This is a genomic window from Pedobacter sp. UBA5917 (assembly GCF_002432345.1).
In the GTDB taxonomy this organism is placed as follows: domain Bacteria; phylum Bacteroidota; class Bacteroidia; order Sphingobacteriales; family Sphingobacteriaceae; genus Pedobacter.
The window spans coordinates 1-13,451 of record NZ_DJDT01000378.1 but is presented as its reverse complement, the minus strand read 5'-3'; the positions used below and the strand labels follow the sequence as shown (position 1 = coordinate 13,451).

Annotated in this window: 7 protein-coding genes and 1 pseudogene; all 8 read right to left on the bottom strand. The window is 42.7% G+C overall.

The features are described from left to right. Positions 1-593: pseudogene (locus tag B2V92_RS26525) on the bottom strand (hypothetical protein); the annotation flags it as partial. A 31-nt stretch (positions 594-624) separates the two neighbouring features. Beyond that, positions 625-1,902 (bottom strand): gliding motility-associated C-terminal domain-containing protein, encoded by a 1,278-nt coding sequence (locus B2V92_RS26520; protein WP_293313983.1) that lies wholly within the window; start codon positions 1,900-1,902, stop codon positions 625-627. A gap of 512 nt (positions 1,903-2,414) precedes the next feature. Further along, complete coding sequence (locus B2V92_RS26515) at positions 2,415-2,810, bottom strand: hypothetical protein (protein WP_293313980.1); 396 nt, start codon at positions 2,808-2,810, stop codon at positions 2,415-2,417. 440 nt (positions 2,811-3,250) lie between these two features. Beyond that, positions 3,251-5,134 (bottom strand): FG-GAP-like repeat-containing protein, encoded by a 1,884-nt coding sequence (locus B2V92_RS26510; RefSeq protein WP_293313977.1) that lies wholly within the window; start codon positions 5,132-5,134, stop codon positions 3,251-3,253. 53 nt (positions 5,135-5,187) lie between these two features. Continuing rightward, on the bottom strand, positions 5,188-6,975 hold the full coding sequence (locus B2V92_RS26505) for a metallophosphoesterase (RefSeq protein WP_293313974.1): 1,788 nt from the start codon (positions 6,973-6,975) through the stop codon (positions 5,188-5,190). Between the two features lie 175 nt (positions 6,976-7,150). Next, positions 7,151-8,695, bottom strand: a complete 1,545-nt coding sequence (locus B2V92_RS26500) for a RagB/SusD family nutrient uptake outer membrane protein (protein ID WP_293313971.1) — start codon at positions 8,693-8,695, stop codon at positions 7,151-7,153. Positions 8,696-8,713: 18 nt separating this feature from the next. Then, on the bottom strand, positions 8,714-12,103 hold the full coding sequence (locus B2V92_RS26495) for a SusC/RagA family TonB-linked outer membrane protein (RefSeq protein ID WP_293313968.1): 3,390 nt from the start codon (positions 12,101-12,103) through the stop codon (positions 8,714-8,716). Positions 12,104-12,287: 184 nt separating this feature from the next. After that, positions 12,288-13,286: a FecR family protein gene (locus B2V92_RS26490; RefSeq protein ID WP_293313965.1), complete on the bottom strand. Its 999-nt coding sequence runs from the start codon at positions 13,284-13,286 to the stop codon at positions 12,288-12,290. Between the last annotated feature and the right edge of the window lie 165 nt (positions 13,287-13,451).

Genomic DNA, 13,451 nt, shown 5'->3' with positions numbered 1-13,451 from the left:
TTTTCACCTTGAACACCTTGTGTACCGTTTGTACCATTGGTTCCCGCATCTCCTTTGTCACCCTGAGCGCCAGTGGCTCCAGTATCGCCTTTTGGTCCCTGAATACCTTGGGCACCTTTTAACGAACCCGTACTTTTGGTCCAGCTACCATCGCTACCTTTGATATAAACATCCCCAGTAGTGGAATCAATATAACTATCACCAACCGAACCACTGCTTGCAGCTGGAGCACCTGCACCACTTGTAATAGATTTCCCGGCAGGACCCTCTGGACCCGTTGAGCCAGCACTGTTAGAAACTTTTATCCATTTAGTTCCATCGTTGTAATAAATACCCGGAAATACATCGCCATCGGTAGCGGTATTGTAAACCAGCATACCTGCAGTATGTGTGCTTAAAGGAGCAGAATTTGCACTGGCCTTTAATGCAACCCGTACAAGTAACAAACCTTTATTTGTACTTTCGAGTTCCAATATGGCATCTTTACTTGGTAGATTATTTCCGCTAGAGGTACCATCCTTTAATTTTTGTTGCGCAGATGCCGAAAGCAAAAGCAACATAAAAGGTACAATTAAGAGCAGTTTATTCTTCATGCAATCCGTTTTTAAACTTTATAGTAATTCTTTATTTTTTAAATACCCTAATCAGGGTTACATAGCCTTTAAACACCTCCCAAGCCTGGCTATTATTTTCTTTAACCCGCAAAACATAGAAATAGGTTCCTTCATTCAATCCTTCACCGGTCCAGTTATTTTGATAGTCGTTTGCTTTAAATACCTCATTGCCCCAGCGGTTAACAATAACCAGATCGTTTTCCGCAAATCGTTGCAAACCATTAATTTCCAGAACATCGTTTAGTCCATCACCATTGGGCGTAAATAAATTAGGAACATTGATCGTAAGCGCTCCAATATTTAATTTAGTAAACCACACCGCGTTGGCATTATCGTTAGATTGTAGGTTTATATTTGTGCGGCTATGTATGCCCAAATCCGGGTTGATGCCCTTTACCACATCCCATTTATTGGCACCACGGTATTGTGCAATGCCTGCATCGGCATCGTTAAATATCGATCCGTTGGTAAATTGGTTATGTTGTAAAGTTAAATCCACCTGTAAAGGGGCCGCCGCATAAATGTGCCAGTTACGATTGACACCATCTCCTGTTTTTATTCCTACAGCATTGGAAGTAAAATAATCCGTCACCCCTACAAAAGCCTTACCCGCGGCTTTAGTGGCTAAAGTTGCTGGCGTATAATCCCTTTCGGCAATACCTACCGGAAAAACAAAATTAGATGCCCCCGCATATTCTTTAACCACATGGCCCAAAATACTATTACCGGTAACCACCATCCTGTTGGCACTATAACCGGTAATACTGCCATTCGCATTAAAAGCGAGATCGTGGCCATTAAGTATCATATTTGCACCGTTAACAGCCAGATTTAACCCTGCTCCTAAATTAAATGAGGCAGAGGCTACCCCTGTTGGGGTGATGCTGCCATAGCCAGGATCGTTGATATCGGTTAGTATAGCGCTACCCGTATTCCGGTGCTCGATGAGTAAATTAATGAAGGCCGCATTGTTTGCGTCGATATTTGTAGCGCTGGCAGCCATATCCAAATAGTATGGATTATCGCCAGGGTTGTATATGACTATTTTGCCCCTGCCATTGAAAACAGCACCCGCTGAGATCCAGATGTTTTTACTGTAAATTTCGAGTGTACCATCTATTGTCCAAGTTGCTTTTGGACCAAAATAACTTCCTTCTGCAAAGCGCTGTTCTACACTACCACTTGCAATATATACCTCTGAATTATCAACGGTTATACTTCCAGCCCCTGTTTGACAAAAGGATTCAGAACCGATCAGAAACAAAAACAATGGTAAAATATACTTCATTAGTTTATATCATTTAAAGCGGACTTATTATATACTCGTATTAGAAGGCCTTTAGTTGCCCGTAATAAACCGGATACTCAAATGTTTTAAATAGGCAGGAAGATCGCTTGGTTTTGCATGTTCTGATCGCAACCACATTTTTGGGTTTTCAGAATGACTTAACTAGCTGCAAAGTTAAATCTAACCCAATTGTACAAAAAGGAAGTGTCGGTGGAAAGGTGAAGTTGTTCGATAGATAAGCCAAATTACTCCACGAATGGTTAAAAAATCGTAAAAATTAAGACTTAACTTTATCAAGAAATTTTACAGCGTATACATCTTGAAATACCCCACACACTGAGTTATTACATAACAAATCTTAAAGCAGCATAAAGGGCGGAAGAAAATTGATACGGATTTAAAAAAATAGGTACATATCCTGCTTCAAAAAAAGACCATATTCCGCGATGCTAACAATTGGTTGAAATTAAAATATCAACCACAAAAAGTTCAAGAAAAATTTTGTCCGAAGATTAAACAATTGCGTGTTGATCGGCATAAAGCAGTTCGAATGCCTGCGTAAATTTATTTTTCTTCCAGATTGCCATTCCCTTATCTAAACCTTCATTTTTTAGAACTTCAACAACAAAGCCAAGGTTTAGCTCATCCGATTGGGCAATTAAAGTCATCTGCAACGAAAAAACAGCTTTTGGATCAAACATATTGGGCAAAATATCAAGGCTTGATGTTTTGGTATGAGCACCGGTATTTTTTAATGTTTGGTTTATCCAGTACAGAATATGATCATCCCAGATCTCATCAAGATTATCTATCCCCCTATATTCTGCCAGCACCAGTAGCGGAAATTCGATCTTCACCTCAAAAGGTTGTTGGTATGTTACTTCTATTTTTAGGGGATCTGTGTTCATGGTTTTAAAACTCAATTCCTTCAACAGCAAAAATTGGGCTAAATTGTACGAATGTGTTTAGAGAAGAATATCACAGGTGAATTATATAGCCATAACTAATTCGCAAATTCTGTTTTTCACCATCTTAACACCTAAGTTTTACATATTGCATATCTCCTACCAATATTTGATATTTAAGAAAAATATGTGCTTGCCCACGCTAATTTGACTTAGCTGGTCAAAAATAATTGGCATATTCCTTTTTTCACCACCTTAGACATCTGAGTTCACCTGAGGTTTACGTTTTGCATACCTGTATAAGACATTTAAGAACTTATAAGTTTATGTTATTGTGTATGGGTAGTGAAATAGAGTGGATGGGTTAAGCTTCTCCGATACCAAGAGAAAGAAATTAAAATATGGTCTTAGCAGAACGCCAAGACCATATTTGAAGCTAATTTTTACTTAGCGAAATAATTACGAAGTTCTCCGCTGTTTTCGCCATAATTCCAACGGATCTGGTCTGCCTTTCCGTCACCATTGATATCAGAAAAGTAAAACACAGTGTTTTCACTCTGCGATGTACCGCGGAGCGAGTAAACCGGTCCGTCAAATCCCGATGTGGTAGAATAATACACTTTAATTTTACCCAGGTAGTTTGTTGGGTTCCAATAAATTTTATCCGCCCTGCCATCGCCGTTTACATCGGCAAAATAGAATTTGGTACTGTCCGAAACGCTGGTTGCGCCGCTATCGCTAAAGGTTGCAGATGCGGTAAAAGTACCATCGCCATCAGAAAGATAAACCATAGGTTTGCCCGAATTTAAGTTAGGGTGCCAAAGGATTTTATCTGCTTTGCCATCGCCATTTACATCCTGATAATAAAAAGTAGTACCGCCTGTGGTACTTGCCCCTTCACTACCGGCCACAACTGTACCGCTAAAATTTCCGTTGGTAGTTGCGAGGTAAACACGGGTACGGCCCGAATCGAAAGTGGCATTCCAATAAATTTTATCGGCTTTTCCATCCCCGTTTACATCGGCAAAATGGTATACCGTTGTACTTCCGGCGCTGGTACCTTCAGGATTTTCAATTGCTGTTGCACTGAAATTTCCGTTTGTAGTGGCCAGGAACACGCGGGTACGTCCTGAATTGGTGGTAGGATCCCAAAGGATTTCATCCGCTTTTCCGTCGCCGTTTACATCGGCGTAATGGTAACGTGTTGTAGCTAAAGTTGATGCACCTGCAGCGTGTTTAACCGCTGGCGAGATAAAGGTACCGTTACCATTTGAAAGAAAAACCTGTGGTTTACCATCATCAAAGTTTGATCTCCAGTAAATTTTATCTTTTTTACCATCCCCGTTTACATCTGCAAAATAAAAATTTGTGGTTGATGCCGCACTTAAGCCATTGGCATCAACATGCGCGCCTCCAAATACCGAAGGCAGGTAACTGGCCATTACCGGCCAATGATCTGATGGCCAGAAACCACCATAACTGGTTTTGATTACCTTAGAACTGGTGTAGGCCATGCTACGGTCGCTCATCATCCAATCAAGTTTGTTGGTTCCCGTTGCGGTCCAACCATGGAAAGTAGGCTCGCCATCGCTATCGCCAAGGGCATCAACCACATCCAGTCCACTTTTTAAGATCCCGATTTCTGTAGTTCCCGGAACGGCATTAAAATCGCCAAAAACAATCAATGGCAGGTTTTGGGTATTTTTCTGATTGATACCGGCAACCCACGCATTGGCATTATCAATGCGCACGGCCTGCGAATCGAACTGCCAGTGACTATTGCTGATAAAGTATTTCTGCGAATCTGTTTTATCAGTTAATATTACCCAGGTTGAGGTATTGGTTGGGCCGATATCCAAAGTACCGCTACTGTTAAGGGTAAAACGGCTGTTTTTAAAAAAGATGGCTTTTGGTGTGCCGGTAATGGCCGTATCGTAATATTCGCCATAACCTAAAGTAGCCATCTGCCCCCTAAACCAGGTTTCGAAACTGTTATCAGAAAATTCCTGCAATCCGAATACATCTGGATTATTATCTACAATAATCTGCCTGATGTTGTTCTGCCTTTGTGTAATGGTTTGCGGATCGCCGGGATCGTTATGCCTTACGTTGAAAGACAATACCTTAATTTCGGTCTGACCTGCCAATAAACCCGCATTTGCAGCGGCCAGCCCATCAGGTTTTGCAGCAAAGGTTTTGTCTATTTCTGCCAACTGCGGATCCTTGCACCCGGTAAAAATTGCCCCCGAAAGCAATAAACCCAATGTTAAAGGCTTTAAACGCCCCAGATTTTTAAAACTGGTGGCCGGTAACTGATTTTTTTTCATAGTTTTTTTTTTGAGAACTAATTGATTTTGTGGTTCGTGGTTATTTTTTAAGCTTATTTTGTCTGGTTAATGATTAATCTGGCGGCCGGAAGGATATTGACCAGATCGGCCACAACTCCCCCATCTGCATTGATTGTTGAATTATCCTGCAGGTAGATTTTACCCGAACGGAGTACAGCAATAGCTGCTTTTCCACCTTTTTTGTAATTGCCCGGAAGTGGGATATCGCCCGCTTTCCCGAAAACCACTGGTTTATTAAACCCGATCAGCCATTCGCCGGTTGAAGGACGGAATAGGGCCATATCAGCCTTTCCATCCCCATCATAATCAGCCGGAACAGGAATATCGCCAGGTGTGTGTTTTACCTGTAAAGGGATATTACCCAAACTGGTTTGCCACATAGAATTATCTTTACGGAAAAAACCAACATCCAATATGCCGTCACCATCATAATCGGCCGGAACAGGTACACCGTTTTTATGTCCGAATTTAATGCTGTCCAGGCCATCGAAATACCAGGTAAGTGTTGATGGACGGTAAACCGCAGCATCGGCAAAACCATCTCCATCCCAATCACCGCAAACCGGAATATCTCCTGCCTGCCCTAACACAATTTCTTTTCCGCCCTGAATGTAAAATTTCCCTTCTGATGGCCTGAAAACGGCAAATTCGGTCTTACCATCACCATCATAATCTGCAGGTGCAGCAATATCGCCCGGTTTACCGAAAGCAACATCGGGCTTACCGGCAATTTTCCAGATCCCATTTGAAAAGAATGAAATTTCGCTGATGCCATCATTATCATAATCCTGGTACCTGGCCACTGTGGTATGGTGGAACCATGGAAGTGTAAATTTGCTGTCGGCATCGGTTTCTTCCTCGCCAGTTACCGGAGAAAAAGTACGTACGCTGATGAGGTCTTTCGATTTGGAGAATTTCATCAAACGCATTAGTCCGTGCCCGCCATCAGGGCGGCTCTGGTAATCAGACAATAATGATTTGATCACGTTACCCGCATAACCATCCTGACGGTAACCTTCGCCATTATCGCCCACATGGCCCGATAAGGTTAAAAACACATTCGGGTAACTTTTTAAACGATCGAAAACGCGTTGGCCCTGCTTAGAAAATTTGGGAAATCCTTTCTCGTTGGTGCCTGTTTTTTTATTAAAATGGATGATAGAATGGCTTACCAAAATGGCTTTACGATCGCTGAATTTTTCGAGGATGGAACCGGCCCACTTGTTCATCCCTTCGATATCTTCATCATACGAATCGTATTCCAAAAATATGGTGATGAATTTGTAGCCGCCAGCTTCGAACAGATCGTAATGGCTATCATTATCGTTTCGGTAATGGCCACCGTACCATTTTTTATCTTTAAAATGGGCTACGCCAAAATATTTATTGTACTGATCGGTTTTACCGCTTAAGGGGTATTGGCTTTTGGTTTGATCGTGATTGCCCACCGCCATGCCATAAGGAATACCCTGCGGATAGCCCGGCTGTGGTTTTTCCAGTTTATACATCGAGTTTGATGCATTTACCCATTGCTCGGGGAACATTTCGCCGTTATCGGAAATATCGCCCAGGTGGATCACGTATTTAATGTTCTCTTTTGTTGCATTTTTAACAATCCATTCGGTTTGTGCGGTAAACATTTCTTTTTTACCACCGTTTTTCTCCGAGGTGTAATACTGTGTATCAGGCAATACCACAATGGAAAATTCATCATCATTTACCGGTTCTTCTCCTAAAGGAATCAGGGTTGCACTGGTACTGAGCAACAGTTGCGCGCTAAGAAAAACACAAAAGCTTTTCTTTAAAAGTTTTTTGTTCAAAATCATTATTGGTTAAATTTTATTTTTCCGTTGAGAACGCCAGTATCTTATTAGCTTAAATTCCAAACTTCTTTTTCTAACGTGTTCGTCACCCTGAATTTATTTCAGGGTCTATCTAATGTGAAACCCCTAATCCCGATGTTAAAATCGGGAAAGGGTGACGCGACTTCAGCTATTAAAAATACCCCGGGTTCTGGATCACTTTAGGGTTTAAACCAACTTCGTTCTGCGGAATCGGGAATACCAGGTTATGGTTGTCGATTACATAAGCATCGGCAGAAAGGAATGGGAGCTGCTGCCTGATTTTAACACCAAAAGCATTAATCACGGTAATCGCCTTTCCAGTTCTTAATAAATCTGTCCAACGGCTGTTTTCGAAAGCCAGCTCTATACGGCGTTCGTGTAAAATAATGGTTCTTAGTTCGGTTTGATCTGTTGTAGTAACATCAGCCAGACCTGCCCTTTTCCGTACCCTATTGAGTGGGGCCAGCGCAAGTGCCGATTTGCCCTGCTCGTTTAAGGCTTCGGCCAGTAAAAGCAATGCATCTGAAAAACGGTAGATTGGGAAATCATCGCCCGAACCTGTGGTAGCTATCAATGGCGAATGCAGGTATTTTTTAATATAAGGCACACCGATTTTACCGGTGGCAGGCACATAATTGATAATGCTTTTAGCTGCCGAATAAACAAAGTAACTGCTTGCATCGTAAGTACCCTCGGCGATACCGATAGAAGCATCAAGGCGTTTATCATTCGGTTCGAAATCGGCGATCAGATCGCTGCTTGGCGTATTCCAGCCACCAGTACTGGTATTATCAATGGCTATTCCGGTTAATACCCTGGTATCTTTACTGCGTGGAATAAAGTGGAAAGAAAGTACATTTGGTGTAGCACCTGTAATGGTACCGCCCAAAAACTGGATCTCGAAGATCGATTCTTTTCCGTTTTTATTGGTAGGTAAAAAGGCATCAGCATAGTTGGCATTCAGGTCGTAACCCATGGTTAGCAGGCTGTTCAGTACAGTTTCGGCCTCTGCCCACTTTTTCTGTACGGCATAAACATTGGCCAATAACATGGCTGCCGAACCTTTGGTGGCTTCGCCCGTCTGCGGGAATTTTGTAGGGGCAGCAAGTTCGCTCACTGCATCTTTTGCATCGGCTACAATCTGCGCATAAACCTCGGCTTCGGTTGAGCGGGGTTTAAAGGCATCTTCAGCAGTTTTAACCTCGGCTACAGATAATGGGACACCGCCGTATAAACGCACCAGCTTGAAATAATTAAGCGCCCTTAAAAATTTTGCCTGTCCATCTAAATTAGCTTTTACCGCATCGCTTAAGTCGGATCCTTTTAGCCTTTCGATAATGATATTGCAACGCGAAATGCCGGTATAACTGTGCTGCCAGGTGGCAGAAACATAGGCATTGGTAGAGGTATTGGTAAAGTCTGAAATGTTTTCGCGTTCTACGTAAGCTGTTCCCCTGTTACCCGGAATAGGCTGGTAAACGGTATTATCGGAGTGCATTTCGGATGTAAAATAATCGTTGATCAGCACATCCCTCAATGGTGCATAAGCCGCCACTACGGCCGCACGGAACTGCTGTTCGGTTTTATAAAATACCCCGTCTGTATACGAATCTTCGGGATTGAGTTCGATGAAATCCTTTTTACATGCACTTAGGCCAATGGTTAACAGTACAATGGCTATATATATCTTTTTCATGTTGTTAAGCTTTAATGGTTATCTGAATGTGGTAGAGATGCCTAAAGAAAATGTTCTCGGAATTGGATAGGCATTTTCGTCGATACCCACGCCCAAAGTTGGATCTGATCCGCCCACATTGATTTCGGGGTTCATGCCCGAATAACCGGTGATGACAAAGGCCTGCTGCACCGAAGCAAATACGCGGAGGTTTTTAAGCATCAGGTTTTTTACCGGAATGGTATAACCGAAAGAGATATTCTTCGCGGCCAGGTAAGATCCGTTTTCGATCCATTGTGTGTTTACCGAACGGCCGATACCGGTTGTACCTGATTTGGTCCGTGGATAAATGCCCGATCCCGGATTTTCAGGAGAGCGCCAGCGGTCGGCTGCTGCTGCCAACAGTACCCTCGAACCGTCCATGTTGGTTTGATATGCCCATTTGGCTGCATTTAAAATCTTGCCTCCAACAGAAAAAGTCATATCGATGGTAAGATCGAAGTTTTTGTATTTAAAATTATTTACCATACCACCGGTAAAGGTTGGCGTAGGATCGCCGATAAAAGTACGGTCGTTTACATCATCAATTACACCATCGCCGTTAATGTCCCTCACTTTAATGGTACCGATATCCGAACTTCCGTTAGGTTTTGCCGGTGTACTTAAATATTTGGCAGAATTGGCTAAATCTGCTGCATCTTTATATAAACCATCGTAAATAAAGCCGTAAAACTCACCTAAATGGTGACCTACCTGCTGACGGAAATAATCGGAACTTACGGTTACGTTTCTTCTGATATAGCCCGGATCAACCAGGTTGGTAATCAGGTTACGATCGAAAGAAAGGCTTAAATTGGTATTCCATTTAAGGTTTCCTGTTAAATTTTTTGAGCTGATAGAGAACTCGTGGCCCCACATTTTGAGTTCGCCTACGTTATAGATAATCTGCGAGAAACCCGAAGAAGTTGGGATGGCACGCTGCTGGATCAATCCATCGGTAAGTTTGCGGTAATAATCGTAGGTAAAGGTAATCCTGTTATTCAACACCCCTATTTCTAAACCCAGATCGAACTGTTTGTTACGCTCCCACCTCAATTCCTGGTTAGGTAAGCGGTTAATGGTTTGCCCCTGGGTTATGGTGTTGTTAAAATTGTAATAATAGGTACCGATGGTGGCCTGCGAATCGTAATTACCTGCAAAAAAGTTGTTTCCGGTAATGCCGTAACTAGCACGGAGCTTTAAGAAACTAATAGCTTTAAGGTTTTTCATAAAAGCTTCATCGCTTACAATCCATCCGGCCGATAATGAAGGGAAACTGCCCCATTGTTTATTGATGCCGAATTTAGATGATCCATCGCGCCTAACCGCTGCCGACAGCAGGTAGCGGCCTTTATAGGCATAGTTAATACGGGCAATTGCCGAAAGTAATGAATAAGAACCTGCACCGCTGCCACCGGTTATGCTGGTTGCGGCACTTAAATATTCAATATCATCGCTTGCAAAACCAAGTCCGGTTAAGTTGTTGCTATAAGTATTAAATTCCTGTGCCGAATAGCCGATAAGCGCATCAATGCTGTGGTCTTTTCCAAAGGTTTTGGTGTAGGCCAGGTTTCCTTCTGCCGTCCACGAGCCATTATCAACCGATGAGCTTGTTCCTGTGCTTTGTCCCTGTGTGCCCGTTACCAATCCGCCCTGAAAATATTTACGCATTTCGGCACCTTTATCAACCCCCAAGTTGGTTTTAACACTTAATCCGGGCAAAAATTCGTAATTCAGGTAAGCATTACCCAAAATACGGGTGGTGTTGTAATCATCATTGGTAAGCATATAAGTAGCCAATGGGTTAATATAGGCCACCATGCCTGGAGAAGCCACACTACGTGCATAACTACCGTCAGGGTTATAAGGCGATGCCAATGGACTTGCTTCAAAAAAACGTTCGAAATAGCCACCTACCCCATCACTGTTCAGCCTGTTGTTGTGGTCCATCCTGTAACTTGGCGCCAGGTTAAAGCCCAGTTTAAGTTTGTTATTGGCTGAGGTAAAATCCTGGTTAAACCTTGCCGAAAACAGTTTGGTTCCGTTATTGATCACTACGCCCTGCTGTTCCTGATAGCCCGCTATAACGGTTGATGAAGAATGCTCGCGTGCCGATTGAACAGTTAAATCGTAGCTTTGTATAGGTGCTGTACGGGTAAGCAGGTTAAACCAGTTGGTACCATCACCATATTGTTCCGGATTATCATAAGCTGCGTGATAATCGGCCGCGATGGTATAACCCGGCTCATATTTTAATCCGTCTTCCCCACGCTCTTTCATAAAGGTGGCAAATTCCCTTGCGGTCATCATTTTGGGCAACCGGGCGGTAGGTATTTTCTGGATACCGTAATAAGTTGAAAAATCTACTTTCGAATCGCCTGGTTTTGCATGTTTGGTGGTAATTAACACTACCCCATTGGCTGCTCTCGATCCGTAAAGTGCTGTTGCCGAAGCATCTTTTAAAAAGCTAAAGCTTTCTATCTCTGCCGGATTGATGTTGTTGATGCTACCGGTTATCGGTGTGCCATCTATTACAAATAAAGGTTGGTTACTAGAGTAAAAAGAAGCGGCACCACGGATAATAAATCCCATGCCACGGCCTGGCTGCCCACTGGTTTGCGCAATCTGCACACCGGCAACTTTTCCCTGCAACTGCTGTGCAAACTGCCCTACCGGCATATCCTGCAGCTGGGTGGCATCAATGGTGGCGATAGATCCGGTAACATCTTTCATTCTTTGCTTTCCGTAACTCACCACCACTTCCGAAAGCTGGTTATCGGTAGGTTTCATCGAAAAACCCAAAGTGGTTGTTTTGCCGTCTTTTACACTTACACCGGTTATTTTCTGTGCGAGATAAGAGATATAGGAAACTTCGATAGTATAATTGCCCGGTTTTAGCGAAATGCTGTAATTCCCATCGGGATCACTCTGAACGGTTTGGCCCGTTTCGCTTACTTTAACTGTAGCGCCCGGAAGCGGCCCTCCTTTTTCGTCGGTAATGCGGCCGCTAATATTACCCGGTTGCTGTGGCACCGGCTTCTGGGCAATTACCACATAACCTTCTACTATTTTGTATTCGAGATTGGTTCCGCCGAGCACCTTTTCGATCAGGTACTTTACAGTTTTGTTCTGTTCGCCCAAATTAACCTCGGTTTTAAGGTTATTGAGCAGTTTCTCGGGAAGTACGAATTTAATACCGCTTTTTTCCTGGATATTGAGCAGACCTGCTTTTACACTAGAGTGGTCTAAATTGATACTGATTACCTGATCGAGGTTCTGGCTGTGAACACTCCCGGCCAAAAGCACGCCGATAAAGGTAAACTGTGCGATTAAAAGCATAAATGAACACCTCATCATAAACTTAATTGTAGGATGTAATCCTTTTTGCATAAATTTGTATATTAATGGTTTGCCCGGTTACAAGCCGGGAGTAATTGTTGATATATTTCTTCATTTACCGCTCTGTCGTCGAAAAGCAAGCGGTTTATGATGTGATAAGACTACTTCCCCTCCTTATGGTTGGGGAAGTTTGTTAAGTGCAGTCCATTGGTTTCCTTTCTATTTTTTTTGAATGTTAACGGATAATGATTTCATTATTTTTAATGTTATAGCTGAATTTTCCGGCCGCTGCCAGCACATTTAAAAGTTTGTTTACAGGTACAGTGGCATCAATGGTCAACGTCATCCTATCGCGCGATTTCCGTTGGCTTTTAAAACTGATTTTAACATTGTACCAGCGTTCCAATGTTTCGCAGATTTCGAACAGAGACGAATTACGGAAAGCCAGTTGTGAAGTTTTAAAACCGGTAACATCACTTACGGCGATATCCCGTATGCTGGCTTTGCCATCGAAATAAATTACTTTTTGCCCGGGAATGAGGATGGCCAATGATTCGATCTTATTCCCTTTCAGCTCATCTACCCTCACTTTTCCGGTAGCCACCTCTACGCTAAGCGGTTTGTTTTTAAATGCTTTTATTTTAAACGAAGTACCCAAAACCTGGGTCCTCACGGTTCCGGTGTGGATAATAAATGGCTTTTTTGGATTTTTGGTCACTTCGAAAAAAGCTTCGCCATAAAGGGAGATTTCCCTCTTATCTGTCGAAAAACGTTCAGGGTACCTTAACCGGCTGCCAGCACCCAAATACACCACGCTACTATCGGATAAGGTAATTTTGGAGCGTTGCCCATTGGGGTTATTACGTTCGATAAAGATTGAGGCCTGTTGCACTGGTTTTCCGAAATGCATCATCAGGTACACACTAAGTGTAACAATCAGCAAGGCCGCCCAGATGGCCGCATATTTAAAGCTGAAACGTTTTTTAACCGGCAGTTCATTTTCGGCGGCAATACGAAGATTGATTGCAGTACGCCATTGTGCCTGTTTGATATGGGGTATATCATCACCATCGAACAATTCGAAATCTTTAACCTGATTGGCCGACAGGATTTCGTTCAACAGCGCTTCAGATTCTGAATTTTTCAGGAATATACGGACCAACTCTTCTTCCTGTTTGGAACAAGAGCCTTTAAGGAATTTTTCTATCAGTGCTTTATCTACCTGTTGGGGCATGTTTGTTTGGCGAGCGCATGTTGAGCGCTTATCTAACAAGGGACAAAAAAGTGGCACAAGGGCTAATGCTTTTTTATAAAAAAATACAAAACACTGATTAACAGAGCAATAAATTCACAATTAAAAAAGTTTATTAAGTCTTAAGAATCTTTTTTCCGCTCCTAT

What these genes read in the sequence shown, in the direction of transcription:
- B2V92_RS26520 (WP_293313983.1), bottom strand. Translation starts at nt 1,902, where the DNA reads ATGAAGTATATTTTACCATTGTTTTTGTTTCTGATCGGTTCTGAATCC.
- B2V92_RS26515 (WP_293313980.1), bottom strand. Translation starts at nt 2,810, where the DNA reads ATGAACACAGATCCCCTAAAAATAGAAGTAACATACCAACAACCTTTT.
- B2V92_RS26510 (WP_293313977.1), bottom strand. Translation starts at nt 5,134, where the DNA reads ATGAAAAAAAATCAGTTACCGGCCACCAGTTTTAAAAATCTGGGGCGT.
- B2V92_RS26500 (WP_293313971.1), bottom strand. Translation starts at nt 8,695, where the DNA reads ATGAAAAAGATATATATAGCCATTGTACTGTTAACCATTGGCCTAAGT.
- B2V92_RS26495 (WP_293313968.1), bottom strand. Translation starts at nt 12,103, where the DNA reads ATGCAAAAAGGATTACATCCTACAATTAAGTTTATGATGAGGTGTTCA.
- B2V92_RS26490 (WP_293313965.1), bottom strand. Translation starts at nt 13,286, where the DNA reads ATGCCCCAACAGGTAGATAAAGCACTGATAGAAAAATTCCTTAAAGGC.